At 66.4% G+C, this 23,743-nt stretch carries 24 protein-coding genes; 9 read left to right on the plus strand and 15 right to left on the minus strand.

Annotation, left to right across the window (positions count from 1 at the left end; translation table 11 throughout):
- The first annotated feature begins 12 nt into the window (after window positions 1-12).
- The 3 genes from ACUTR7_RS13240 (at window position 13) to ACUTR7_RS13250 (ending at window position 3,473) form a co-directional block, all read left to right on the plus strand.
- Window positions 13-432 (plus strand): type IV pilin protein, encoded by a 420-nt coding sequence (locus ACUTR7_RS13240; RefSeq protein WP_353174827.1) that lies wholly within the window; start codon window positions 13-15, stop codon window positions 430-432.
- A 24-nt stretch (window positions 433-456) separates the two neighbouring features.
- Complete coding sequence (gene ribD, locus ACUTR7_RS13245) at window positions 457-1,575, plus strand: bifunctional diaminohydroxyphosphoribosylaminopyrimidine deaminase/5-amino-6-(5-phosphoribosylamino)uracil reductase RibD (RefSeq protein ID WP_445608994.1); 1,119 nt, start codon at window positions 457-459, stop codon at window positions 1,573-1,575.
- An 83-nt stretch (window positions 1,576-1,658) separates the two neighbouring features.
- Complete coding sequence (locus ACUTR7_RS13250; protein WP_445608995.1) at window positions 1,659-3,473, plus strand: phospholipase D family protein; 1,815 nt, start codon at window positions 1,659-1,661, stop codon at window positions 3,471-3,473.
- A gap of 13 nt (window positions 3,474-3,486) precedes the next feature.
- Here the strand turns inward: ACUTR7_RS13250 and ACUTR7_RS13255 are convergent, their stop codons facing one another.
- A complete protein-coding gene (locus ACUTR7_RS13255) occupies window positions 3,487-4,476 on the minus strand; it encodes a tRNA dihydrouridine synthase (protein WP_269198409.1) in 990 nt (329 codons plus the stop codon).
- Window positions 4,477-4,702: 226 nt separating this feature from the next.
- Between ACUTR7_RS13255 and ACUTR7_RS13260 the strand changes: the two genes are divergently transcribed.
- The gene (locus tag ACUTR7_RS13260; protein WP_445608996.1) at window positions 4,703-5,245 is read left to right on the plus strand and encodes a hypothetical protein; all 543 of its coding nucleotides are present in this window, start codon (window positions 4,703-4,705) and stop codon (window positions 5,243-5,245) included.
- A 28-nt stretch (window positions 5,246-5,273) separates the two neighbouring features.
- On the opposite strand, the gene ACUTR7_RS13265 is transcribed toward ACUTR7_RS13260, so the two are convergent.
- The 6 genes from ACUTR7_RS13265 to ACUTR7_RS13290 form a co-directional block, all read right to left on the minus strand.
- Window positions 5,274-6,485 carry a methyltransferase gene (locus ACUTR7_RS13265; protein WP_065347070.1) on the minus strand — a complete coding sequence of 404 codons (1,212 nt, stop codon included), beginning with the start codon at window positions 6,483-6,485 and terminating at the stop codon, window positions 5,274-5,276.
- Between the two features lie 45 nt (window positions 6,486-6,530).
- Window positions 6,531-7,052 (minus strand): GNAT family N-acetyltransferase, encoded by a 522-nt coding sequence (locus tag ACUTR7_RS13270; protein WP_012207003.1) that lies wholly within the window; start codon window positions 7,050-7,052, stop codon window positions 6,531-6,533.
- 257 nt (window positions 7,053-7,309) lie between these two features.
- Window positions 7,310-8,806 carry a coniferyl aldehyde dehydrogenase gene (locus tag ACUTR7_RS13275; protein WP_080736955.1) on the minus strand — a complete coding sequence of 499 codons (1,497 nt, stop codon included), beginning with the start codon at window positions 8,804-8,806 and terminating at the stop codon, window positions 7,310-7,312.
- 129 nt (window positions 8,807-8,935) lie between these two features.
- Window positions 8,936-9,289, minus strand: coding sequence for a hypothetical protein (locus ACUTR7_RS13280; protein WP_012207005.1), 354 nt, complete (start codon window positions 9,287-9,289; stop codon window positions 8,936-8,938).
- 30 nt (window positions 9,290-9,319) lie between these two features.
- A complete protein-coding gene (gene clpB, locus ACUTR7_RS13285) occupies window positions 9,320-11,932 on the minus strand; it encodes an ATP-dependent chaperone ClpB (protein ID WP_445608997.1) in 2,613 nt (870 codons plus the stop codon).
- A 133-nt stretch (window positions 11,933-12,065) separates the two neighbouring features.
- Complete coding sequence (locus tag ACUTR7_RS13290) at window positions 12,066-12,974, minus strand: AraC family transcriptional regulator (protein WP_013801038.1); 909 nt, start codon at window positions 12,972-12,974, stop codon at window positions 12,066-12,068.
- A 104-nt stretch (window positions 12,975-13,078) separates the two neighbouring features.
- On the opposite strand from ACUTR7_RS13290, the gene ACUTR7_RS13295 reads away from it, so the two are divergent.
- Window positions 13,079-13,969: a DMT family transporter gene (locus tag ACUTR7_RS13295; protein WP_233626119.1), complete on the plus strand. Its 891-nt coding sequence runs from the start codon at window positions 13,079-13,081 to the stop codon at window positions 13,967-13,969.
- 12 nt (window positions 13,970-13,981) lie between these two features.
- Here ACUTR7_RS13295 and ACUTR7_RS13300 read toward each other — a convergent pair whose 3' ends face one another.
- Window positions 13,982-14,443 carry a molybdenum cofactor biosynthesis protein MoaE gene (locus tag ACUTR7_RS13300; protein WP_013801036.1) on the minus strand — a complete coding sequence of 154 codons (462 nt, stop codon included), beginning with the start codon at window positions 14,441-14,443 and terminating at the stop codon, window positions 13,982-13,984.
- 106 nt (window positions 14,444-14,549) lie between these two features.
- Between ACUTR7_RS13300 and ACUTR7_RS13305 the strand changes: the two genes are divergently transcribed.
- From ACUTR7_RS13305 to dapA, 3 genes are all read left to right on the plus strand, one after another.
- Entirely contained in the window at window positions 14,550-14,804 is a 255-nt protein-coding gene (locus ACUTR7_RS13305) for a hypothetical protein (RefSeq protein ID WP_012207010.1), read from the plus strand.
- Window positions 14,805-14,812: 8 nt separating this feature from the next.
- Window positions 14,813-15,157, plus strand: coding sequence for a hypothetical protein (locus ACUTR7_RS13310; RefSeq protein ID WP_445608998.1), 345 nt, complete (start codon window positions 14,813-14,815; stop codon window positions 15,155-15,157).
- Window positions 15,158-15,441: 284 nt separating this feature from the next.
- On the plus strand, window positions 15,442-16,377 hold the full coding sequence (gene dapA, locus ACUTR7_RS13315; RefSeq protein WP_445608999.1) for a 4-hydroxy-tetrahydrodipicolinate synthase: 936 nt from the start codon (window positions 15,442-15,444) through the stop codon (window positions 16,375-16,377).
- On the opposite strand, the gene ACUTR7_RS13320 is transcribed toward dapA, so the two are convergent.
- From ACUTR7_RS13320 to ACUTR7_RS13350, 7 genes are all read right to left on the minus strand, one after another.
- Window positions 16,323-16,676 carry a recombinase family protein gene (locus ACUTR7_RS13320; protein WP_016447744.1) on the minus strand — a complete coding sequence of 118 codons (354 nt, stop codon included), beginning with the start codon at window positions 16,674-16,676 and terminating at the stop codon, window positions 16,323-16,325. The two genes, dapA and ACUTR7_RS13320, sit on opposite strands and share 55 nt — an antisense overlap.
- Window positions 16,677-16,681: 5 nt before the next feature.
- On the minus strand, window positions 16,682-16,957 hold the full coding sequence (gene moaD, locus ACUTR7_RS13325) for a molybdopterin converting factor subunit 1 (RefSeq protein WP_445609000.1): 276 nt from the start codon (window positions 16,955-16,957) through the stop codon (window positions 16,682-16,684).
- On the minus strand, window positions 16,954-18,189 hold the full coding sequence (locus tag ACUTR7_RS13330) for a molybdopterin molybdotransferase MoeA (protein WP_445609001.1): 1,236 nt from the start codon (window positions 18,187-18,189) through the stop codon (window positions 16,954-16,956). The genes moaD and ACUTR7_RS13330 overlap by 4 nt, the downstream gene beginning before the upstream one ends.
- 9 nt (window positions 18,190-18,198) lie before the next feature.
- A complete protein-coding gene (gene mobB / locus ACUTR7_RS13335) occupies window positions 18,199-18,759 on the minus strand; it encodes a molybdopterin-guanine dinucleotide biosynthesis protein B (RefSeq protein WP_445609029.1) in 561 nt (186 codons plus the stop codon).
- Window positions 18,760-18,805: 46 nt separating this feature from the next.
- Window positions 18,806-20,233, minus strand: coding sequence for a threonine synthase (gene thrC, locus ACUTR7_RS13340; protein ID WP_016451195.1), 1,428 nt, complete (start codon window positions 20,231-20,233; stop codon window positions 18,806-18,808).
- Between the two features lie 140 nt (window positions 20,234-20,373).
- A complete protein-coding gene (locus tag ACUTR7_RS13345) occupies window positions 20,374-21,723 on the minus strand; it encodes a homoserine dehydrogenase (RefSeq protein WP_012207018.1) in 1,350 nt (449 codons plus the stop codon).
- A gap of 108 nt (window positions 21,724-21,831) precedes the next feature.
- Window positions 21,832-23,067, minus strand: a complete 1,236-nt coding sequence (locus ACUTR7_RS13350) for a pyridoxal phosphate-dependent aminotransferase (protein WP_012207019.1) — start codon at window positions 23,065-23,067, stop codon at window positions 21,832-21,834.
- 170 nt (window positions 23,068-23,237) lie between these two features.
- Here ACUTR7_RS13350 and ACUTR7_RS13355 point away from each other — a divergent pair, with 170 nt between their 5' ends.
- Window positions 23,238-23,606, plus strand: coding sequence for an Mth938-like domain-containing protein (locus ACUTR7_RS13355; protein WP_012207020.1), 369 nt, complete (start codon window positions 23,238-23,240; stop codon window positions 23,604-23,606).
- Window positions 23,607-23,743: the final 137 nt, after the last annotated feature.

Raw genomic sequence — 23,743 nt, forward strand, 5'->3', positions numbered from 1 at the left:
CCGCATGAAATCATGAAAAACAAAAATCTTGGCTTCACTTTGATCGAACTGATGATCGTGGTCGCAGTCATGGGAATCCTTGGCGCCATCGCGATACCCAGTTACTCCGAGTACGTTCGTCGCGGATATCGCGCAGAGGCCAGGGCTGGCCTTCTGCAAGCAGCTCAGTGGCTTGAACGGGCATCCACCGCCACAGGAACCTATCCCCTGACTGCGGCATTTCCCACTTCGCTCGCGACAACTCCATCCAAGCGATACGACATCTCCCTGACCTCTACCAACGGAAGCACATTCACGTTGACGGCGACTCCCAAGGGGTCTCAATCAAACGACAAGTGCGGAAACTACACTCTGACCAACACGGGATTGCGTGGCGCAAATGGAAAAACCTCGTCAGAGACAGGATTCAACCCTGATTGCTGGGGCAAGTAACCCAGTCGGATGGTTTGCCTTACCATGCGGGTCATGCCAGATTCCGACCAACACATGCACCAAGCGCTTGGGCTCGCCGCCCAGGCGCTTTTTCTTTCCTCCCCCAATCCGCGCGTGGGCTGCGTACTGGTGGCACCTGATGGCAGAGTCGTCGGCCAAGGGTTCACTCAGCAGGCTGGCGGCCCACATGCCGAAGTGATGGCACTGCGCGATGCCGTGGCCCGAGGCGAGGATGTGCGCGGAGCCACCGCCTATGTGACGCTGGAGCCTTGCTCGCACCAGGGCCGTACGGGTCCCTGCTGCGATGCCCTGATCGCCGCTGGCGTTGCCAAGGTGGTAGGCGCACTGACGGACCCCAATCCCCAGGTCGCCGGCCAAGGCTTCGCGCGCCTGCGCGCGGCAGGCGTGGATGTGGTGGTGGGGCCGGGTGCAGACGAGTCCCGGGAGCTGAACATCGGCTTCTTCAGCCGCATGCTGCGCGGCATACCGTGGGTGCGCATGAAGGCGGCCAGTTCCCTTGACGGAGCAACCGCGTTGCACAACGGCACCAGCCAATGGATCACGTCGCCAGAGGCTCGCGCTGATGGCCATGCCTGGCGAGCGAGGGCATGCACCATACTGACGGGCATAGGCACGGTGCTGGAAGATGACCCGCGCCTGAACGTGCGGGATGTGGCTACGCCGCGCCAGCCGCGCATCGCTGTTGTGGACAGCCGGCTGGACATGCCGCTCACCGCCCGGGTACTCCAGGCCCCGGCCGGCTGTCTGATCTACACCAGCAGCCGGGATGCATCGAAAACCAGTGCACTGCAGGACCTGGGCGCGACCGTCATTCCCGTGCCCAACGCGCACGGCAAGGTGGACCTGTGCGCCATGCTGCGTGACCTGGCGGCGCGCGGCACGAACGAGTTGCATGTGGAAGCCGGCTTCAAGCTCAATGGCTCGCTGGTACGCGAGGGGCTGGTCGATGAACTGCTGCTGTACCTGGCCCCCAAGCTGCTGGGGACGGGTGGCATGGGCATCGCCAGTTTCGGGCCGCTGGACGCGCTGTCCGAGGCCCTTGCATTGGCACTGCATGATGTGCAACGCATCGGGCCAGATCTGCGCGTTGTGGCCCGCGTTGTGGACCGCGCCAGCTTCTGACGCGAACAGCGGCTTCCTGGACCACCGGCTGGCGCAGCCGTCCGACACCCGATTGACCGATCCTTGGGCCAAATCTCCGAATCATGTCCGGCGCTCGCAACTTACAGCCCCTTCCACCCACCAGCCTGTTTCGAGGCCTGCGGACCACGCTTGTCCTGCTGGTGTCCGCCGTGGTCTGCGGCTGCGCAAGCAGCTTGCCCTCCCAGGTCGATCGCCCCGTCACTGCAGCGTTGGAAGCCCCGCAAAGCACGCCATTGGGGTCTTTGGTTCAGCAATTGCGGCCTGCCAGCGTCAAGCCTCAAACCTCCTCCTTTACCCTCCTGTCCGGTGCCCAGGCAGCCTATGGCGCCAGGCTGGCACTGGTCGAGGGAGCGCAGCAGACGCTGGACCTGCAGTACTACGCCATCCATGCTGACGAGAGCACGCAGCGCCTGCTGCGCGGCGTGGTTGAGGCAGCCCGGCGTGGCGTGCGCGTGCGCGTGCTGCTGGACGATTTCCACAGCACGGGCGCGAATGCGCAGGTCATGCGCCTGGCCTTTGTGCCGGGTATCGAGATGCGCATGTTCAACCCCCTGGCGGGCGCGCGCAGCTCGGCGCTGGGCCGTGCCTATACCTTGCTGACCGATTTCCAGCGCGCCCAGCAGCGCATGCATAACAAGTTGTTCATCGCCGACAACGCCATGGGTGTGATCGGGGGGCGCAATCTGGGCGATGCATATTTCGATGCGGACAGCGCCAGCAATTTCGTGGACCTCGACGTGCTGGCGGCGGGGCCGGTGGTCAACGACCTGTCGCGCAGCTTCGACAGCTACTGGAACAACCAGCGCGCCTATCCCGTCCAGTCGCTGATCAGCCTCAAGGAACTCAAGCAGTTGCGCGAGCGCTTTGCGGGCGATGATGACCAGGCGCAGGAGGAGGACCCCACGCCTGCCGTTCCCCCGAAGGAGGCAAAGGCAGATGACCAGACGGCCGAGCAGCGCCGGATCATCTGGGACCAGCAGCCCATGGATCTGCGAAAGGCTCGCTGGACGTGGGCATCGGCCGCCGTGCTGGTGGATGAGCCCGCCAAAATTCCGCTGGACAGGGATGACGGCCCAGGCTCCATCACAAGCGCTGGCACGGATGCGTCTGCACAGGCCAGCCCCGCGCCGAACAGCCCGCAGGCCAAGCCTGCCGGCACGCTGCCCATGGGCCAGTCGGCTGGAGCCCTGCGCCAGGCGGCGCGTCCGGTGCTGGAGGCCGATTCGGTGGTCGATGGCCTGCTGGCCCTGGTGCGCAAGACCCGGCGCGATTTGCTGGTGGTCTCGCCCTATTTCGTGCCGGGCCCGGACATGATGGAGGCGTTTCGTGGCGCGCGACAACGCGGAGTGCGCGTGCGCATCCTGACCAATTCGCTGGCCTCCAACGATGCACCTTTGGCCCATGCCGGCTACGCGCGCCACCGCAAGGCGCTGCTGGAGATGGGCGTTGAACTCTACGAGATGCGCAGCACGGCGGCCAGCGTCCGCTCTGCGTTCGGCGCGGGCAGCACGGGCGGTGGCGGTCCTTCCGGCTCGACAGGCGCCTCACGTGCGATGCTGCACTCCAAGCTCCTGGTGGTGGACGGGCATCTGGTGGCAGTCGGCTCGATGAACCTGGATCTGCGCTCCCAGTTGCAGAACACTGAGATTGCCCTGCTCATCGCCAGCCGCGAGTTCGGCCGCCTGGCCACGCAAAGCATCGACGAGGGCCTGCAGGATGGCAGCTGGCGCGTTGAGCTCGACAAGGATGGCGAGCTGGTGTGGAGGGCTTCGGAAGACAGTGAGCGCGGTGACGAGCACAGCGAGCCCGATGCCAGCTGGGGTCTGCGCCTGATGCTCAAGCTCATTGGCCCGCTGGCGCCCGACCATCTGCTGTGACCGGCCGATCGCGCTAAAGCCCGGCCCATTCCTGGCGCCGCGCCAGCGCTTGCACCCACAGCGTGATCTCGCGCTGGTCAGTCTGCGTGCGCACTTCCTGATAAGCCTGCTCGGCTTCGGGAAAGCGGCGGCGCAGCAGGTTCAGCCATTGCTTGAGGCGGCCTGCGCGCTGGCGCGGCTCCAGATCCTCGCAAACCATGTCCCAGAAACGCTGGACCTGCGGCACCAGATCGCTCCAGAACACCTGTGCTTCAACATGCTCTGCTGACATCTGCCCGCCTTCCACGGCGGCGCGAATGGCCAGCGCCAGGCCTGGGTCGGCAACGATCCCCCGGCCCAGCATCAGATCGCCGCAGCCCGATTGCTCGCGGCAGCGCAGCGCATCCTCCACCGTCCAGATCTCGCCATTGGCCACCACGGGCACGGTCACGGACTCGCAGATGCGCGGGATCATGTCCCAGTAGGCAGGCGGACGGTAGCCGTCGAGCTTGGTGCGGGCGTGGACGACGATCTCGCAGGCGCCACCGGCCTGCATGGCCTGGGCGCATTCGGTCATCAGGGTAGTGTCGTTGAAACCCAGGCGCATCTTGGCCGACACAGGCATGGCCGCCGGCACGGCAGCACGCACGGCCCCCACCACGCGCGCGATCTGCTCAGGGTCCTGCAGCAGCGCAGCACCGCCGCCATGGCGGTTGACCACCTTGGCGGGGCAGCCGAAGTTCAGATCGATTCCCTCCGGACCCAGGCGCGCCAGATTGGCCGCATTGGCCGCCATGCTGTCCGGGTCCGAGCCCAGCAGCTGCGCACGCACGGGCACACCGGCCAGCGTCCGGCTGCCGTTGTTGAGCTCCGGCATGGTGCGCAGAAACACCTTGTCGGGCAGCACGGTCCCCGTGACGCGGATGAACTCCGAGACACAGCGGTCTGCGCCGCCCACGCGCGTGAGCACATCGCGCAGCACGAAATCAAGCAAGCCCTCCATGGGCGCCAGCAACAGTCTCATCACCTATGTCGCGAGGCCTGCGCCCCGTCTTCCTGTTACAGATCAAACAATATTTCTGCGACCGGCATCGGCCGCCAGCCCCTGCAGATCAGCGCCCGCCCATGCGATGGCAGGCGATTGTGCGCTTGCCGCAGAACATCGGGGCGGGCCAGTTGTCATGGCTTCTTCACGCCACGGTCATTCATGTAACGTGCAATCGGGGCTTGTCGGACTCCCTGCCCCCACCATGCTGCTGCAAAAAACCGCCAAGGCCCTTGAAGAGCTGCAGCCCGGCCGCCGCAGCCTGCCGCTGCGCGAGCGCTCGGTGCTGCTGATGGCCGATGGCCGCACCGAGGAGCAGTTGCAGCAGGTCCTGGGCGCACAGGCCGGCGAACTGATCGAGCAACTGATCGCCAGCGGCCACCTGCAGCGCCTGGCTGGCCAAGCCGCCGAATCATCACCCCCGGCTCGTGCTCAGGCCCCCTCCTTGGCACCGGCCGCTGCGAAGGAATCCAGCCCGCCCGGCCCCGCTGCCACGCTGAATCTTGCCGGCACACGCATGTACCTGTTCGATATGTGCGAGCGCATGTTCGCCAACCGCCATGAGGACAAGGCCCAGGTGCTGCGCCATCTGCTGCGCGAGGCGCGCGATCTTGAGGCACTGCAGGCCGCCGCCCTGCAGCTGCTGCAGACCGTGCAGGAACATGCGGGCGACGAGCGCGCCGATGCCCTGCGCGAGCGCCTGCGGCATCTGCTGCCCCAGGAGGCAGCGACGGCACAGGGCGTCTAGACGAAACGAAGGGTGGACGCGCGCGCGATCAGCGCGGCGCCAGGCGCCACAGCGAGGTGAGTTCGGCGGCGCGTGCCGCGTGCAGCGGATCGGTGGAGTCCGCAGCCTTTCCATGGCGCGGGCGGATGTCCTCGCGGCCCAGGACCTGCAGGCCTGCGGCATCGATCCAGCCCAGCAGTTCCTCGCGCGAGCGCAACTGCAGGTGCTCGGCCAGATCCGACAGGATCAGCCAGCCTTCGCCGCCCGGCAGCAGATGTGCAGCAAGGCCCTCGACAAAACCGCGCAGCATGCGGCTGCCTTCGTCATAGACGGCCTGCTCCAGCAAGGAGCTGGCCTTGCCCGGCAGCCACGGTGGATTGCAGACCACCAAGGCGGCCCGGCCTTCAGGGAACAGGTCGGCCTTGCGCAGGCTCACGCGCTGCGCCAGACCCAGCCGCTGCAGGTTGTCCTGCGCGCAGGCCAGTGCCCGGTCGCTCAGGTCGGTGGCCACCACCTGCCGCACGCCACGGTGCAGCAAGAGGGCGGAAAGCACACCCGTGCCCGTGCCGATATCCCAGACGGCGGCGTCGGCCTGCTGGGCCACGGCGGGCAGGGGCGCCTGGGCCACCAGATCCAGGTACTCGCCGCGCACCGGGGAGAACACGCCGTAGTGCGGGTGAATGCTGAACTCCGGCATGCCCGGCACGGCCAGGGCCACGCCCTTCTTGCGCCACTCATGTGCGCCCAGGGCACCCAGCAGTTCACGCAGGGGAACGATCACGCTGTGCGCACCCTGGTCGGCGGGAATCTCGCCCCAGGCTTCGCGACAGGCTTCGCTCCAGTCCGGTGCGCGGCGCAGGGCGCAGTGCCAGCGGGTATCGAGCTCGATCATCACGCTGGACAGGATGCGCGCACGCTGCGCCAGTGCCTGGCGGTGCAGGTGGAAGGCGTGGGGAAAGACCGGCTTGGCGTCTTCCTTGCCGGCGCGGCGCTGGCGCGCCTTGGCGGAAGTCTCACGTGCGGGCTTGTCGAGGCGGCGGCCCAGGGCCGACAGCAACTGCCGGGCATTCTGGAAATCGCCGCGCCACAGCATGGCCTGGCCTTCGCAGGCCAGGCGGTAGGCACTGTCGGCGGCCAGGCTGTCATCAGCGATGACGATGCGGCGCGGTGCGGTCATGGTGCTGTCCGCGCGCCACAGGGCAACCTGGGTGGCCTCGTGCTCCTGCCACTGCAGCAGGGACCAGTTCTGGGAAGAGGACAAGGCCTGCTGCTCCGTGAGTGATGGGTGGATGGTTTGGCGAATCGATCAGTTCAGTGCGCGCTTGAGCCGCACTTCCTCGATCTTGAGAGCGCCAACCTGGGCCGTCTTGGCGGTGGACATTTCGCGCTTGAAGCCGGCGAGCTCATGAAAGCGCAGCGCGCGTTCATTGCGCAGCGGCACCCACGAGGTGACATTGGTGCAGCCTTCTTCGAGCAGGCCGTCGCGTGCGGCGTCCCACAGGGCCACGCCCACACCCTGATTCCAGTGCGTGGGAGCGGCATAGATGGCCCAAATTTCACCGGTGGTCTGGCGCGACTTCTCATCGCGCGAGCGGTCGAAACCGACGAAGCCGACGATCTTGTCGCCGTCGATGGCGACCTGAACCTGGGGTTCGCAAAATTCGATGGCTTCGCGCCAATAGGCCTGGCGTTTTTCTACCGACGACATGCTCTTGAGCTGGTCATCGGGAACCAGACCGCGATAAGCCTCCATGGCGGAAGCAGTATGGATCTGGGCAATCGCTTTTGCATCGCGGAGAGTGGCTGGACGAACCTGGATACTAGACATGGAAAAACCGAAACGAAAACAGGTGAAAATAGAAGGGCGTGATTTTCACAGGAATCGCGCTTTTTGCGTGCGTTGCGGCTCTTAGCCATGCACGCAAGTACGGCTGTGCTCGTTTTCTTGCCCTCGGCATTGGGATGTGCTATGTGCTCTCCAAAAAAGAGCAGCTGGTGCACGCGACACAAGGCTTGGCAAGGAGTCAGTTGACAATTTCTCACGATGCAGGCAAGCCCGGCAACGGCGAGAAATCACCCCCTCGCTCACAGCCAGCGGCGCATCAACTCCATGATGCGGTCGAACCTTGCGCCATAGGGCGGATACAGCATCGAAGCCCCCGACCAGCGCGACTGCACAAACACCGCCTTCTGATGGCTCAGCCGTGCAAAGCCCTGCTCCGAATGGTAGGCACCCCAGCCGCTGTCGCCCACGCCGCCGAAGGGCAGGTTCTCGTGGGCGAAGTGCAGCAGGGTGTCGTTGACCGTCACCCCGCCGCTGATGGTGCGTGACAGCACGGCATCACGCACTTTCTCATCGCGGCCGAACCAGTACAGCGCCAGCGGCCTGGGCCCCGCATTGATGGCCGAGACCACGTCATCCAGCCTGTCGTAGCTGATCACGGGCAGGATGGGGCCGAAGATCTCCTCCTGCATGAGCTGCATCTGGCTGGTGGCATTGAAGACCAGGGCCGGCGCCATCTGGCGCTCCACGGCATCGCCCCAGGCCATGTCGGCGCTCTCCTGGCCGGCTCCGCCGTCCTCCATCCATTCGACATGCGCCCCCATGCCCTGGGCCTGGCGCAGCATCTGCCGCAGGCGCGCCAGGTGGCGCTTGGTGAGGATGGCCGCATAGTCCGGATTGCCGGCAAAGCGCGGGAACAGCCGCCGTGCCGCGGTGCGGAAGGCCTCGGCAAACTCCGCCTCCTGCCCGCGCGGCAGCAGCACGTAGTCGGGGGCGATGCAGGTCTGGCCCGCGTTGACGAGCTTGCCATGCGCGATCTTGAGCGCGGCCTCCTTCAGGTCGCAGTCGGTGGAGATGATGCAAGGCGACTTGCCACCGAGCTCCAGCGTCGTCGGCGTCAGGTGCGCCGCCGCCGCCTGCGCCACGCGACGGCCCACGGCAGTCGAGCCGGTGAACAGCAGATGGTCGAAGTGCAGGCCCGAGAACTGCGTGGCAATGCTCACATCGCCTTCGATGACGGCGAATTCCTCGGGCGCGAAAAACTGCCCCACCAGCGCCGCCAGCTGGGCCGAGGTGTGCGGCGTGAGTTCGCTGGGCTTGAGCATGACGCGGTTGCCCGCCGCCAGGGCCGTGATGGCCGGCCCCAGCGCCAGCTGCACCGGATAGTTCCACGGGGAAATCACCCCCACCACGCCCAGCGGCTGGCGCTCTATCCAGCCCCGGCCGGGCATGAGCATCAGCGGCGTTCGCACCCGCTGGCGCCCCGACCAGCGCGCCAGATGGCGCAGCGTGTGCTTGAGCAGGTTGCGCAGCACGAACAGCTCCACCATCTCGGTCAGCCGTGGCGAGCGCATGCCGAAGTCGGCCTGCACGGCGGCGGCCAGCACGGGGCCGTGTTCGTCCAGCAGCTTTTGCATGCGCAGCAGGCGTTCGCGGCGCACCAGCAGGGGCACGTCCACCTGCGCCCGGCTGGCCTGGTACTGAAGGTCGAAGACGCGGTGGAGATCCAGCTGGGTCATAGGCTCAATGGTAAGAAGACACTTGCATGCGCCGCATTCCAATGATGCGTCGCGGCACATGTTGGCATGCAGCGGCAGAAAAAAAAGGGAGCCTTGCACGGGCTCCCGAGGGTTTCAGACTATACGGGCCGCCACGCGCGGCCTGGGCACGAAGATGCGCAGGCCGCGTAAAGGCTGCAGCAAGACGCTTCAGGGCTCGCGCACTTCACGGGGTTGAACGTCGGTCACCTCGCCCGCACCCGGCAGTACGCCGGCACCGGCGCGGCGGCCACCGCCCTCGGCAGCGCCATAGGCGCGCTGCGGACGCTGTGCCATCCACTCGGAGCCGGAGCGGTACACGGTCTGCCAGCCCGCCCGCGGGCTCATGCGCATGGCCCAGGGCATCACCGGCTGGCCGGTGAGCCTGGCCCACAGCGCTCTCACGGCCCAGACCAGGGCCAGCAGCGCCGCGGCGGTCAGCAGGCTGACAAAGAAGACCAGGCCCACAAGCATCAGCAGGATGCGAACGGCCCAGCGGGTCAGGGTGGCGACAAAATCGTTCAAAGCAAAGCCTTTCTTGGCTGGCCCGGTGCGTCAGGCGTGGTCTGCCGCATCGAACCGGAATACGCCCGGCTCCAGTACCGGGTCCACATGTACCGCAATCGTGCTCTTGGGCGGGAAGCGCCCTTCGAGCAGCAGTTTCGACAGCGGATTCTCGATCCGCTGCTGTATCGCGCGCTTGAGCGGCCGGGCCCCGAAAACGGGATCGAAGCCCACCTTGGCCAGTTCGGCCAGTGCCTGGTCGGACACCTGCAGCGCAAGGTCCATTTTCTCCAAACGACGCTCCAGCAGCTTGAGCTGAATCCTTGCGATCGACTCGATATTCTTCGCGTCGAGCGCGTGGAAGACCACGGTTTCGTCGATGCGGTTGAGGAATTCGGGTCGGAAATGGTTCTTGAGTTCCCCCCAGACCGCATCTTTCACATCATCGTAATCCTCGCCGACCATGGCCTGGATCAGCAAAGAGCCTATGTTGCTCGTCATCACGATGACCGTGTTCTTGAAGTCCACGGTGCGGCCCTGGCCATCGGTCAGGCGACCATCGTCCAGCACCTGCAGCAGCACGTTGAAGACGTCGGGATGGGCCTTTTCGACCTCATCGAGCAGCAGCACGCTGTAGGGCTTGCGGCGCACGGCCTCGGTCAGGTAACCGCCTTCCTCGTAGCCCACGTAGCCCGGCGGCGCGCCAATCAGGCGGGCCACGGAATGCTTTTCCATGAACTCGCTCATGTCGATGCGCACCAGATGGTCTTCGCTGTCGAACAGAAAGCCGGCCAGCGCCTTGCACAGCTCGGTCTTGCCCACGCCCGTGGGGCCCAGGAACAGGAAGGAGCCGGTGGGCCGGTTGGGATCGGACAGGCCCGAGCGCGAGCGGCGAATGGCATTGGCCACGGCCGAGATGGCCTCGTCCTGGCCGACGACGCGGTCATGCAGCCGGTCTTCCATGCGCAGCAGCTTGTCCTTCTCGCCCTGCATCATCTTGGCCACGGGAATGCCGGTGGCACGGCTGACCACTTCGGCAATTTCCTCGGCGCCGACATGGGTGCGCAGCAGCCTGTGGGCGGGCGCGCCGCCCTGCCCCTGCTCGTTGGCCTGGGCTTCGTTGAGCTGCTTTTCCAGCGAGGGCAGCTTGCCGTACTGCAGCTCGGCCACCTTGTTGAAGTCGCCCTTGCGCTTGAGCTCCTCGATCTGGATGCGGATCTGGTCGATCTCCTTGCGGATCTGCTCTGAGCCCTGGGCGCTGGCCTTCTCGCTCTTCCAGACCTCTTCCAGGTCGGCGTACTCGCGCTCCAGGCTGCCGAGTTCTTCCTCGATCAGTTGCAGGCGCTTTTGCGAGGCCTCGTCCTTTTCCTTCTTCATGGCCTCGCGCTCGATCTTGAGCTGGATCATGCGGCGCTCGAGCTTGTCCATGACCTCGGGCTTGGAGTCGATCTCGATCTTGATCTTGGCCGCGGCCTCGTCGATCAGGTCGATGGCCTTGTCGGGCAGGAAGCGGTCGGTGATGTAGCGGTGGCTCAGCTCGGCCGCAGCCACGATGGCCGGGTCGGTGATGTCCACGCCGTGGTGGGCCTCGTAGCGCACCTGCAGTCCGCGCAGGATGGCGATGGTGTCCTCCACGGAAGGCTCCTCGACCAGCACCTTCTGGAAGCGCCGCTCCAGCGCCGCATCCTTTTCGATGTACTTGCGGTATTCATCGAGCGTGGTCGCGCCGATGCAGTGCAGCTCGCCGCGCGCCAGGGCCGGCTTGAGCATGTTGCCCGCGTCCATGGCACCGTCGGCCTTGCCGGCACCGACCATGGTGTGGATCTCGTCGATGAACAGGATGATGCGGCCCTCTTCCTGCGCCACTTCCTTGAGCACGGACTTCAAGCGTTCCTCGAAGTCGCCACGGTATTTAGCGCCGGCCAGCAGGCCCGCCATGTCCAGCGACAGCACGCGCTTGTTCTTGAGGCTTTCGGGCACCTCGCCGGCCACGATGCGCTGGGCCAGGCCCTCGACAATGGCGGTCTTGCCCACGCCGGGCTCGCCGATGAGCACAGGGTTGTTCTTGCTGCGGCGCTGCAGCACCTGGATGGAGCGGCGGATTTCGTCGTCACGCCCGATCACCGGATCGAGCTTGCCGATGCGCGCGCGCTCGGTCAGGTCCATGGTGTATTTCTTGAGGGCCTCGCGCTGGCCTTCGCCTTCGGCGCTGTCCATGGTCTGGCCGCCGCGCACGGCGTTGATGGCCGACTCCAGGCTGGAGCGCGTCACGCCGCTTTCCTTGAGCAGTTGGCCTGCGCGTGTGGAGGATCCGCTGCTGTCGGTCAGCGCCAGCAGGAACAGCTCGCTGGCAATGAACTGGTCGCCGCGCTTGAGGGCTTCCTTCTCGGTCGCCTGCAGCAGCCGACCCAGCTCGGAGCCGACCTGCACCTGGTCCTGGTGCTGCACGCGCGGCAGATCGGCCAGGGCCTTCTCGGCCGCGGCCTGCAACTGGCCCACGTTGGCGCCGGCGCGCTGCAAGAGCGAGCGCGGACCATCGTCCTGCCGCAGCAGCGCCACGAGCAGGTGCAGGGGTTCGATATTGGATTGGTCACCGCCCAGGGCCAGCGTTTGCGCGTCGGCCAGGGCTTCCTGGAACTTGGTTGTCAGTTTGTCGATTCGCATGGTGTTTCTTTTCGCTCCTGAAACAGGGTCATTGCGATTTATCTGATACCGGCAGGGCAAATTTCAAGCCATGCCCGGTCTGCAAGGACAGACGCTTGCGCCAGATCAAGGCCGGCGAGGCCGGCCATCCTTCTCAAGCATTGCGCTGAAAGATTGAGAACTGCGTAGGCGTAACGCCCAAATGCGCCCGGAAGCTGCGCACCAGGTGGCTGGCGCTGGAAAAGCCGCAATCCAGCGCCAGCTCGGCCAGCGGCGGCACGTTGCGCGCAGACAGGGCACGCCGTGCCCGGGCCAGGCGCTGCTGCAGCACCCATTCGTGCACCGTGCAGCCCATGCTCTGGCGGAACATGCGTGCGAAATGGAATTCGGAGAGGCAGGCCTGTCTCGCCAGTGCCGGCAGCGACACGGCCTTGGAGTCATGCAGATGCGCCTCGACATGGGCCAGCACCCTGCGCCGCATGGCCGCAGAAAGCCCGCCCAGCGGCCGCTGCAGCGCCTGCAGCTGGCGCGGCGTGGCGGACTGCAGCACCAGCCGATCCACCAGTTGCTGACCAATGGCATCGGCCGCCAGTTGCTGCTGCGGGTCCTGCCAGTCCAGCTGCATCAGCGCACGGGCACCGGCGTGGAAGGCCTGATCATCCCCGTAGATCTGCGCACGCAAGGTGCGCGAGCGGGGCTCGGCATCCAGCATGCGGACCACGCGCCCCGCCCAGGCCAGGTCGGACACATACAGGTGCAGGAACTGCACGGGCGATCGCACCAGCCAGTGCGATTCGTCCTCTGGCGTGAAGATGCAGATGCGCCCCGGCGCCCCCATGGCCTCGGGCCGCGCCTTGAGCTGCGAGCCCTCGCCCCCGGCCAGGTAGACCGACAGCGTGTGGTGACCGGGCTGGCAGTAGCGCACCTCGTCGTCCACATTGGCCCAGACGGCCAGCTCCACCCCCTCGCTCAGGCGCACGCGCCGCTGCAGCCGGGCCTTGGAGCGTGACAGCACCTGGCACAGGTGGCTGGAGGGCAGCTCGGGCAGCGGCGTGGGCGTCATGGCAACGATTGTGGTCCCGCAGCCATACCGACGCATGGCGCCAGGCCATCAAACCGCAGGAATCTGCCATGCCCGCCCAGCCTGCGGCGCCATCATCAACGGCCATGACTGCCACCCTCTATGCCCTGGTCGTGCTGATCTGGGGTTCGACCTGGATCGCCCTGAAGCTGCAGCTGGGCGCCGTGCCCGTGGAGCTGTCCATTGCCTACCGCTTTGCGCTGGCCGCCGTGCTGATGTTCGCCTGGCTGGCCTGGTCGCGGCAGCTGCGCGTGCCCCGCGGCCCGGCGCTGCCGCGCGTGCTGGCGCAGGGCCTGTGCCTGTTCAGCTTCAACTTCGTGTGCTTCATGCATGCCAGCGAGACGCTGGCCAGCGGCCTGGCCGCCGTGGTGTTCTCCAGCGCCAATCTCTGGAACGCGCTGCTGGCGCGCATCATCCACGGCCGCAGGCTGGCGCCCCATGTGCTGGCCGGCAGCCTCTTTGGCCTTGCAGGCCTGGTGGCGCTGTTCTGGCCCGAGCTGCGCGCAGGCCGGCATGCCAGCCTGCCTGGCCTGGCCTGGGCGGTGCTGGGCACGCTGTGCTTTTCCTGCGGGAACATGCTGTCTGCGTCGCTGCAGTCCATGGGCTGGCGGCCCGCACAGACCAATGCCTGGGGCATGCTGGCCGGCACGCTGCTGCTGACCGGCTATGCGCTGGTGGCAGGCCTGCCCTGGCGCTTCGATGCCAGCTGGACCTATGTGGGCTCCTGGCTGTACCTGGCCATTCCAGGCTCGGTGATTGCGTTCACGGCCTACCTGACCCTGGTGGGTCGGCTGGGCCCGGAGAAGGCGGCCTATGCGACGGTGCTGTTCCCCATTGTTGCGCTCAGCATCTCGGCCCTGTTCGAGGGCTATGTCTGGACGCCGCTGGCCGTGGGCGGGCTGCTGCTGGTGATGTTCGGAAACCTGCTGGTGTTCCGCCCGCCGCAATGGTTGCGGGGCGCTGCGCTCAAGGCCTGAAGGCCCGCCGCCTCACTGGCGCCAGCGCGCCAGCGCCTCTTCGTCGCTGACGCGCGCATCCACCCAGCGCGCGCCCTCGGGCGTCTGTTCCTTCTTCCAGAAAGGCGCCAGCGACTTGAGGTAGTCCATGATGTATTCGCAGGCCTGGAAGGCCATGCCCCGGTGCGATGCGGTGACGGCCACGAGCACGATCTGTTCCATGGGCTGCAGCGGGCCGATGCGGTGGATGACGCGCGCGCCATGGATGCCGAAGCGCTGGACCGCCTCGTCGATGATGGCCTCGATCGATTTCTCGGTCATGCCCGGGTAGTGCTCCAGCTCCATGCTGGCCACGGCGGCGCCCTCGTTGCGGTCACGCACCGTGCCGATGAAGCTGCAGACCGCGCCCACGCGCGCGTCGCCGCCGCGCAGGGCGGCGAGTTCGGCCGATACGTCGAAATCCTCGGTCTGGATGGATACACGGGCTGCTTGCATGCCCGCATTGTCGCAGGGCGGCGGCGCACCAGGGCGCACCAGGGACTGGCGAACGCGGTAGCATTGCCCTCCCCCGCCGCCGGCCTTTTGCTGCAGCGGGCCATGCATGGCCACACTCACGATCACCACCCCCGAATACACGCTCTACCCGTCGCCGCGCAACGAGCAGCGCGTGGTCTACGAGCATCAGCTGTTCGTGTCCCATCCCTACACCATCATCCATCTGCCCGACTACAACTTTCGCGGCAAGGCCACGCTGTTCGCAGCCCACCGCCTGGCCGACGGCAAGATGGGCCAGCTCGTGAGCTGCGAGCTGGCCGAGGACCTTGCACGCTTCGAGCGCCTGTTCGAACCCGATTGAGGCGCGCCATGGACGAGACCAGCCAGATACAGCCGCCGCCGAGCTTTGCCGCCCTGTATGCCGACCGGCACGGCCGGCTCAAGGCATCGATTGCAAACGTGGTCGGGCGCTATGAACTGTGCGAGGACCTGGCCAGCCACCTGGTCGAGCAGGCGCAGACGCTCTATCACTCCGGCAACTCCTCGGAGCAAGGCGTGCTGCTGGGCATGCACGCGGGCCTGGCGGCCGAGGGCTCCATCGTCAGCCCTGGCGAGGCGCGCTGGATCGTGCAGCGCCTGGCCGAGCTGCTGGAGTGGCAGGCACCGCTGCTGCCCGATGCATCACCCCCTCCCGGCGCCGACGGCGCAACCTGAAGGCCACCACTCTGGCGCTCAGGCACGCTACACTGCGCGCCATGCCTGCAATCTTTGCCTTCCCCACATGCCACGGTGATGCCGTGCGCCTGTGCCTGGGCAAAGCCTGCAAACCCCAGCTCGTCTGACCGGAGCTGAGGTTCCGTCCAGATGAGCGACGGAACCGGCCCGGCAGCCTCCATCTCCCCTTCCCGTATCCCTTCAGGCGCCTGCCTTTCCGCCCTCGGTCTGGCCGGTGGCTGCGTCCGGTCGTTCATTGTTTGAATCACCCGAAGGGATCTTCCATGTCTTTGCCTTCCACCACCTCGCCGCAAGCCCGATTCCAGGGGCTGTGGCTTCCGCTGGTCACGCCCTTTCTTCCTGGAGATGAGGCGGCGGTGGACCACGGGGCGCTGCGCGCCCTGGTGCAGCACTACAACGCCACCGGCATCGCCGGCTACGTGGCCTGCGGCTCGACCGCCGAGGCCGCCGCGCTGAGCGAAGCGGAGCACGATGCCGCCCTGTCCACCATCCTCTCAGCGGCCCAGGGCATGCCCGTGGTCATGGGCGTTTCGGACTGCCACCTGGGGCATGCGCTGGCCCGCGTTCAGGCACTGAACGCTCTGCCGCTGGCCGGCATTCTGGTGCCCGCGCCGCATTACATACGCCCGTCGCAGGCGGGGCTGCTGCAGTGGTTCACGGCGATTGCCGAGCGCAGCGCCCATCCGGTCATCGTCTATGACATTCCCTACCGCACCGGCGTGGTGCTGGAGCTGGCCACGCTGCGTGCGCTGGCCGCACATGAGCGCATCGTGGCCATCAAGGATTGCGGGGGCGATGCCGCCAAGACCCAGGCACTGATCGCCGATGGGCAACTGCAGGTGCTGGCTGGCGAAGACGCGCAGATCTTTTCCACGCTGGCCCTGGGCGGTGCGGGAGCGATTGCTGCCAGCGCGCACGCGCATACACGGCACTTCGTCGAGTTGATGCAATGCCTGGAGCGCGGCGACCTGCCCGCTGCCCGTGCGCTGTGGCAGCCGCTGCAGCCGCACATCGCCGCCTGCTTTGCCGAGCCCAATCCCGCACCCATCAAGGCCTTGCTGGCGCAGCAGGGCCGAATGCGGGCAACGCTGCGGGCGCCCATGCAGCCGGCATCGGCCGCGCTGGCGCAGCGGCTGGCTGGAATTCAGCTGCCGCTGCTGCCGTCTGCAGACGGTGTTGCAGAGCGCAGGTCGGCATAGCGGTTCAGGATGCGTTGCACCTGACCGTGCGTCCACTCGCCGCCCCGGGCCGCGGCAATGCCGCGGGCATTGAGTTCGGCGGCCATGGCGCGGTGCGTCAGGCCGCGCGCCTGCAGTTCGGCGAACAGCGCCTCATGCTGCTGGGCGAAGGCATCGGCCGTGGATTTGCGCTTTTCCACGGTGGCGCGCAGGTTGTCTGCGCCTGCGCGGCCCAGTTGCACGCCGCGCGCCTTGGCCTCGGACAGGGCCTTGCGCGTGCGCGCGCTGATGGCCTGGTCCACGGGCTTGTCGGTGGTCATTTGGATCAGCCTCCGGTCACGGGAGGGAAGAAAGCCACCTCATCTCCCTGGCGAATGGCGGCACCGGCATCGCACAGGACCTGGTTCAGCGCCATGCGCACGGCCTTGCCAGGGGCCAGCGCTTCGGCGGCTGCACCGCCACGCGCAATCAGTTCCTCACGCAGCGCGCCCACGGTGGCGGTCTCGGTGGACAGGGTTTCGCTGCCCGTGCCCAGGGCTTCGCGGATGGAGGCGAAATAGCGCACGGTAATGGTGATGGCGATGGGGACGGCCTGGCTCATGACAGCAGCTCCGAAAAGGCGATGAAGCGCACCCGGTCGCCCGGCGCAATGGCCTGGCCCGGCGGGTTGTCCACCACGCCATCGCCCCAGGCCGCCGAGGTCAGCACGCCCGAACTCTGGTTGCGGAACAGCTCCAGCCCGCCGCTGTCGTTGTAGCGCACGCGCAGGAATTCGCGGCGCTTGTCCCCGCGCGGCCAATGGAAGTCGGCGCGCACCTCGACCGAGCGCGGCAGCGCCTGCTGCACGCCCTGCAGGCGCAGCACGAAGGGGCGCACCAGCAAAAGGAAGGTGACGAAGCTGGAGACTGGATTGCCGGGCAGGCCGATGAAGTGGGCAAAGCCTTCGCCATCGCGGTTCACGCGGCCATAGGCGAAGGGCTTGCCGGGCTTGACTGCGATCTGCCAGAGGTCGAGCTGGCCCAGCGCCTGCACGGCGGGCTTGACATGGTCTTCCTCGCCGACAGACACCCCGCCGCTGGTCAGGATCAGGTCATGCGCGCGGGCCGCCTCGCGCAAGGCATCCACAGTGGCTTCGTGCCGGTCGGGGACGATGCCGAAGTCGGTGACCTCGCAGCCCATGCGCTGCAGCAGGGCGCGAAGGAAGAATCGGTTGCTGTTGTAGATGCTGCCGGGCGGCATCTGCTCGGGCGCCACGGTGCCCGGCATGACCAGCTCATCGCCTGTGGAGAACAGGGCCACGCGCGGCTTGCGTGCCACGCGCAAAGCGGCCAGGCCGATGCTGGCCGCCAGCCCCAGCTCGGCCGGCGACAGGCGCGTGCCGGCTGCGATGACGGTGGCGCCGCGCCGGATGTCTTCGCCAGAGCGGCGTATCCATTGCCCGGCCTCGGGCCGCGCCTTGATGCGCACGCGACCGTCTTCCAGGACTTCGCAGTCTTCCTGCATGACGATGGCATCGGCACCTTCGGGCACCGGAGCGCCCGTGAAGATGCGCGCCACCGTGCCCACGGCCAGCGGCTGGCCCATGGCGCCTGCGGGGATGCGCTGCGAGACGGGCAGCTCGGCATTGCCCTGGGTGCATTCGGCGCTGCGCACGGCGTAGCCGTCCATGGCGCTGTTGTCCTGGGGCGGCACTTGCAGCGGAGAGACGGCATCGGCCAGCAGCACACGGCCATCGGCATCGAAGCTGTCCACGGTGTCATCGCCGGCCAGCGGCAGTGCCTGGGCCAGCAATTCGGCCAGCGCTTCGTCAAGGGGCTTGAGCGGGGCTCGCATGGTGTTTTCCTAATTTCGAGGGAGGCCGGGGGCACGGTAGCGCAGTTGCTGCGCATGCTCCAGCAGCCATTGCAGTATCTGCCCTGGCGCATTGAGATCGAGCACGGGCTGGCGTGGCGGCTCTGGCAGGCGCTGCGGTGCGTCGGTGGCAATGGCCAGCACATGGGGGTCGTGCGGATACAGCGGCGCCTGGGTCTTGCCGGCGCTGGCGCGCTCGGGCTGGTCGCGCCAGATCTCTATCTTGGGCAGGTCGGCGTGCTTGAAGCCTTCGACCAGCACCCAATCCACGCGCGGATCGAGTTCGGCCAGCATGTCGTGCACCGACAGCTCCGCGGGATGGGGGAATTCGCGCATCAGCGCCAGACGGCGATCCGAGGCCAGCACCACTTCATAGGCGCCCGCCTTGCGGTGGCGCCAGCTGTCCTTGCCCTCGTGATCGACATCGAAATGGTGGTGGGCATGCTTGACCACCGAAACGCTGAGCCCCTGCGCACGCATCAGCGTGATCAGGGGCTCCACCAGGCTGGTCTTGCCCGAGCCCGAGTAGCCGGCGAAGCCGATGACCTTCATCGCCATGCACTCCTGCTGCGGACCTTTGGACAGCCCGGCTGCCGCATCAGTCGCAATGCCGGGCGATATAGGCCTTGACCTGCTCGGCGTCGGCCGGCAAGTCGGTCACGCGCTTGGGCAGGTCCTCGATGCCTTCGAACTTGGCCGGGCGATCGGGCAGGCGGCCCAGGGCCTCCTCGATGGTGGCGGCGAACTTGATGGGCAGTGCCGTCTCCAGCACGATCATGGGCACGCCGGCCTGCAGCTGCTCGCGCGCCACCTTGACGCCGTCGGCCGTGTGCGTGTCGATCATGGTGCCGAAGCGCTCGAAGGTATCGCGGATGGTGGCCAGGCGGTCGGCATGCGTGCTCTTGCCGCTGACGAAGCCGTAGCGGGCAGCAGCTTCCTGGAACAGCGGGTTGCCGCCCAGGTCGAAGCGGCCCTGGCGCGCCACGCCCTCGGCGAACAATTCGCGCGTGGCCTGGCCATCACGGCCCAGCAGGTCGAACACGAAGCGTTCGAAGTTGCTGGCCTTGGAGATGTCCATCGAGGGGCTCGACGTCTCGTAGGTATGTTCGCTGCCGCGCACCACGTAGGCGCCTGTGCGGAAGAACTCGTCGAGCACATCGTTCTCGTTGGTCGCCACCACCAGGCGCTCTATCGGCAGGCCCATCTGGCGCGCCACGTGGCCGGCGCAGATGTTGCCGAAGTTGCCGCTGGGCACCGTGAAGCTGACCTTCTGGTCATTGCTCTGCGTGGCCTGCAGGTAGCCGGCGAAGTAGTAGACGACCTGGGCCAGCAGGCGGGCCCAGTTGATCGAGTTGACCGTGCCGATCTTGTACTTCGCCTTGAAGGCGTGGTCGTTGGAGACGGCCTTGACGATGTCCTGGCAGTCGTCGAACACGCCCTCGATGGCGATGTTGTGGATGTTGGCATCCTGCAGGCTGAACATCTGGGCCTGCTGGAAGGGGCTCATGCGGCCGCGCGGGCTGGTCATGAACACGCGCACGCCCTTTTTGCCGCGCATGGCGTACTCGGCCGCGCTGCCGGTGTCACCGCTGGTGGCCCCCAGGATGTTCAGTTCCTCGCCACGGCGGCCCAGTTCGTACTCGAACAGGTTGCCCAGCAGCTGCATGGCCATGTCCTTGAAGGCCAGCGTGGGGCCGTTGGACAGGGCTTCGAGCCACAGGCCGTCTTCCAGCGGGCGCAGCGGCGTGATCTCGGCCGTGCCGAACACCTGCTGCGTATAGGTCTTGGCGCACAGGGCGCGCAGATCCTCGGCCGGGATGTCGTCGATGTACAGGCTCAGGATCTCGAAGGCCAGCGCTGCGTAGCCCTGCTCCTTGTAGATGCTGCGCAGCTCGCCCAGGCGGGCGGCATCGATCTGCGGATAGTGCTCGGGCAGGTACAGCCCGCCATCGGGAGCCAGGCCCTCGAGCAGGATGTCGCAAAAGCGCTTGCGGTCCGCGTGGCCGCGCGTGGAAAGATAAAGCATGTCGCTTCCTCGTCAGTATTCTGTGAGACGGGGCGCGGCCGATGCCAGGGATGCCGAGCAAGGGCCGCCCCGCAGCGAGGGCGTCGTCCCCCTCCCGCGTGCGAGAGAGGGGGAAGCGGCGCAGCCGCTCAGGGGGTGTCTTAGTTCAACTCTTCCTTGCGGATGCGGTTGATAGGGGCCAGCACCGTGGGCAGTTGCTGGATCTGGGCCAGGGCCGTGTCCATATCGCCTTCGCGCGTGGCATGGGTCAGGATGATCAGGTCGGTCTGCGGCACGCCCTGGCTGCCTTCGCTGTCGCCGCTCACTTCGCCGGCCTCTCGCTGCAGCAGGGCGTCGATGCTGATGCCCATGCCCGCGAGGATGCTGGTGATCTTGGCCAGCACACCGGCTTCGTCGGCCACGCGGATGCGCAGGTAGTAGCTGGTGACCACCTCGCTCATGGGCAGCACGGGCAGCTCGCCACCTGCGGCGACCAGCGTATTCGACTGGAAGGCCAGCGGGGGCACGCGGTGCTCGGGATCGGCCGTGTGCAGGCGGGCGATGTCCACCAGATCGGCGATCACGGCGCTGGCCGTGGGCTCGGAGCCCGCACCCTTGCCGTAGTACAGCGTGGTGCCCACGGCATCGCCATGGACGACGACGGCGTTCATCGCGCCTTCCACGTTCGCGATCAGGCGCTTGGTCGGCACCAGGCTGGGGTGCACGCGCAGCTCGATGCCCTTGTCCGTGCGCTTGGTGATGCCCAGCAGCTTGATGCGGTAGCCCAGTTGCTCGGCGTACTTGATGTCGGCCGCAGACAGCTTGGTGATGCCTTCCACATGCGCCTTGTCGAACTGCACGGGAATGCCGAAGGCGATGGCGCTCATCAGCGTGACCTTGTGGGCGGCGTCCACGCCTTCGATATCGAAGGTCGGATCGGCTTCGGCATAGCCCAGGCGCTGGGCTTCCTTGAGCACCACGTCGAAGTCCAGGCCCTTGTCGCGCATTTCGGACAGGATGAAGTTGGTCGTGCCGTTGATGATGCCGGCCACCCACTGGATCTGGTTGGCCGTCAGGCCTTCGCGCAGCGCCTTGATGATGGGGATGCCACCGGCCACGGCCGCTTCGTAGGCCACCATCACGCCCTTCTCGGCGGCGGCCTTGAAGATTTCGCTGCCATGCACGGCCAGCAGGGCCTTGTTGGCCGTGACCACATGCTTGCCGGCGGCAATGGCTTCCAGCACCAGGGCCTTGGCAATGCCGTAGCCGCCGATCAGCTCGATCACCACGTCGATCTCGGGGTTGGCGATGATCTCGCGCGCATCGCCGACCACCTTGGCCGTGTCGCCCACGACGGAGCGGGCGCGTTCCGTATCCAGGTCGGCCACCATGGCAATCTCAATACCGCGGCCCGCACGGCGGCGGATCTCTTCCTGATTGCGCTGCAGCACGTTGAAGGTGCCGCTGCCCACGGTGCCAATGCCCAGAAGGCCTACTTGGATCGGTTTCATAAACTACTTGCCAGTCAAAAAACGCTGCGGCGCCCAGAGGGTGCGCGCCGGCAGCCGGTAAAAAGCAATGGCCGGCGGAAGGCCCTCTCCTCCACCGGCCCGCACAGCTCAGCCGCGGTCCGTGCCGTGGCGCTTGCGGTATTTCTCGAGGAACACTGCGAGACGGCGGATGGCCTCGCGCAGGTCGGTGTCGTGCGGCAGGAAGACGATGCGGAAATGGTCGGGGTGCGGCCAGTTGAAGCCTGTTCCCTGCACCAGCATGACCTTGGTCTCTTGCAGCACTTCCAGGAAGAACGCCTGGTCATCCTTGATCGGGTAGATCTCGGGGTCCAGGCGCGGGAACATATACAGCGCGGCTTGCGGCTTGACGCAGCTCACGCCGGGGATTTCGGTGATCAGCTTGTGGGCCAGATCGCGCTGCACGCGCAGCCGGCCGCCCTCCTGCACCAGCTCGTCGATGCTCTGGTGGCCGCCCAGCGCCGTCTGCACGGCCCATTGGCCGGGCACATTGGCGCACAGGCGCATGTTGGAGAGCATGTTCAGGCCCTCGATATAGTCCCGGGCCGCCTTCTTGTCGCCCGAGACCACCATCCAGCCGGCGCGGTAGCCGCAGCTGCGATAGGCCTTGGACAGCGAGTTGAAGGTCAGCGTCAGCACATCGGTGGACAGGCTGGCGAGCGGCGTGTGCACCACGTCGTCGTACAGCACCTTGTCATAGACCTCGTCGGCAAAGATCACCAGGCCATGCTCGCGGGCCAGCGCCACGATGCTTTGCAGCAGCTGCTTGCTGTACAGGGCGCCCGTGGGGTTGTTGGGATTGATGACGACGATGCCCTTGGTGCGCGGCGTGATCTTGGCGCGGATATCTTCCAGGTCGGGCATCCAGCCGTTGGACTCGTCACACATATAGTGCACGGGCGTGCCGCCCGACAGGCTGGTGACGGCGGTCCACAGCGGATAGTCGGGCGCCGGCAGCAGCATCTCGTCGCCGTCGTCCAGCAGCGCGTTCGTGGCCAGGCTGATCAGCTCGGATGCGCCATTGCCCAGGTAGATATCGTCCAGTGTCACGCCCAGGATGCCCTGGCGCTGGGTCTCGTGCATCACGGCCTTGCGCGCCGCGAAGATGCCCTTGCTGTCCGAGTAGCCTGCCGAATTGGGCAGGTTGCGGATCATGTCCTGCTGCACTTCCTCGGGGGCATCGAAGCCGAACACGGCCAGGTTGCCGATATTGAGCTTGATGATCTTCTGCCCGTCCTCTTCCATCTTCTTCGCCGCGTCCATGATGGGCCCGCGGATGTCATAACAGACGTTGGCTAGTTTTGCGGATTTGAGAACGGTTTTCATGCTGAGAATATGAAAGTGGCCGGCGCGGGCTTGCGGCCTTCATGCACGCCAAAGTGCCCCATGCACCCTGGTGAAACCTATAATTTGACCACAGTTCCGCAATGCAGCATCGCCCTGGCCCCGGCCATGTGGCGGCCACCCCCATCGCGCAGACCGCGCCACCCTCATCCATGAAATTCCACGCCGACAAATCCGAAGCACAGAGCATCACGGGCTATGGCCCCGGCTGGGTCGCCGTGGACAGGGAAAAATTCGAGCACAGCCTGCTGGTCGGCGCCAAGGGCCTGCGCCAGGCCTGGGACTGCGTCCGCTTCGAGGACCTGACGCCCGAGCATTTCGAGGCGCTGTCCCAACTGGATGCCGAGGTCATCATCCTGGGCAGCGGCCAGCGCAACCGCTTCCCGCCGGCGGCCTGGCTGCGCCCCCTCATGGCCCGGCGCATAGGCCTGGAAAGCATGGACACGCAGGCCGCGTGTCGCACCTACAACATCCTTGCCAGCGAAGGCCGTAACGTCGTCGCGGCCCTACTCTTGGAGTAGACTCCTGCCCCCCTGATTGGGTGAAATCCCGTTTTCAGGGTAAAATTGCAGGTTGCGGTTGGGGGCATTTCCGATAAAAGCAAAAACACAAACACGGCCCTCGGCATTTCAACGACTACACCCGAGAGATATAAGCG

It is taken from the genome of Delftia sp. NA_296.1 (assembly GCF_052692095.1).

What these genes read in the sequence shown, in the direction of transcription:
- ACUTR7_RS13350 (WP_012207019.1), bottom strand. Translation starts at nt 23,067, where the DNA reads ATGAAAACCGTTCTCAAATCCGCAAAACTAGCCAACGTCTGTTATGAC.
- ACUTR7_RS13305 (WP_012207010.1), top strand. Translation starts at nt 14,550, where the DNA reads ATGGCCACACTCACGATCACCACCCCCGAATACACGCTCTACCCGTCG.
- ACUTR7_RS13240 (WP_353174827.1), top strand. Translation starts at nt 13, where the DNA reads ATGAAAAACAAAAATCTTGGCTTCACTTTGATCGAACTGATGATCGTG.
- ACUTR7_RS13300 (WP_013801036.1), bottom strand. Translation starts at nt 14,443, where the DNA reads ATGCAAGCAGCCCGTGTATCCATCCAGACCGAGGATTTCGACGTATCG.
- ribD (WP_445608994.1), top strand. Translation starts at nt 457, where the DNA reads ATGCGGGTCATGCCAGATTCCGACCAACACATGCACCAAGCGCTTGGG.
- ACUTR7_RS13345 (WP_012207018.1), bottom strand. Translation starts at nt 21,723, where the DNA reads ATGAAACCGATCCAAGTAGGCCTTCTGGGCATTGGCACCGTGGGCAGC.
- thrC (WP_016451195.1), bottom strand. Translation starts at nt 20,233, where the DNA reads ATGCTTTATCTTTCCACGCGCGGCCACGCGGACCGCAAGCGCTTTTGC.
- moaD (WP_445609000.1), bottom strand. Translation starts at nt 16,957, where the DNA reads ATGAGCCAGGCCGTCCCCATCGCCATCACCATTACCGTGCGCTATTTC.
- ACUTR7_RS13255 (WP_269198409.1), bottom strand. Translation starts at nt 4,476, where the DNA reads ATGAGACTGTTGCTGGCGCCCATGGAGGGCTTGCTTGATTTCGTGCTG.
- ACUTR7_RS13310 (WP_445608998.1), top strand. Translation starts at nt 14,813, where the DNA reads ATGGACGAGACCAGCCAGATACAGCCGCCGCCGAGCTTTGCCGCCCTG.
- mobB (WP_445609029.1), bottom strand. Translation starts at nt 18,759, where the DNA reads ATGAAGGTCATCGGCTTCGCCGGCTACTCGGGCTCGGGCAAGACCAGC.
- dapA (WP_445608999.1), top strand. Translation starts at nt 15,442, where the DNA reads ATGTCTTTGCCTTCCACCACCTCGCCGCAAGCCCGATTCCAGGGGCTG.
- ACUTR7_RS13320 (WP_016447744.1), bottom strand. Translation starts at nt 16,676, where the DNA reads ATGACCACCGACAAGCCCGTGGACCAGGCCATCAGCGCGCGCACGCGC.
- ACUTR7_RS13295 (WP_233626119.1), top strand. Translation starts at nt 13,079, where the DNA reads ATGACTGCCACCCTCTATGCCCTGGTCGTGCTGATCTGGGGTTCGACC.
- ACUTR7_RS13270 (WP_012207003.1), bottom strand. Translation starts at nt 7,052, where the DNA reads ATGTCTAGTATCCAGGTTCGTCCAGCCACTCTCCGCGATGCAAAAGCG.
- ACUTR7_RS13260 (WP_445608996.1), top strand. Translation starts at nt 4,703, where the DNA reads ATGCTGCTGCAAAAAACCGCCAAGGCCCTTGAAGAGCTGCAGCCCGGC.
- ACUTR7_RS13355 (WP_012207020.1), top strand. Translation starts at nt 23,238, where the DNA reads ATGAAATTCCACGCCGACAAATCCGAAGCACAGAGCATCACGGGCTAT.
- ACUTR7_RS13250 (WP_445608995.1), top strand. Translation starts at nt 1,659, where the DNA reads ATGTCCGGCGCTCGCAACTTACAGCCCCTTCCACCCACCAGCCTGTTT.
- clpB (WP_445608997.1), bottom strand. Translation starts at nt 11,932, where the DNA reads ATGCGAATCGACAAACTGACAACCAAGTTCCAGGAAGCCCTGGCCGAC.
- ACUTR7_RS13275 (WP_080736955.1), bottom strand. Translation starts at nt 8,806, where the DNA reads ATGTGCCGCGACGCATCATTGGAATGCGGCGCATGCAAGTGTCTTCTT.
- ACUTR7_RS13290 (WP_013801038.1), bottom strand. Translation starts at nt 12,974, where the DNA reads ATGACGCCCACGCCGCTGCCCGAGCTGCCCTCCAGCCACCTGTGCCAG.
- ACUTR7_RS13330 (WP_445609001.1), bottom strand. Translation starts at nt 18,189, where the DNA reads ATGCGAGCCCCGCTCAAGCCCCTTGACGAAGCGCTGGCCGAATTGCTG.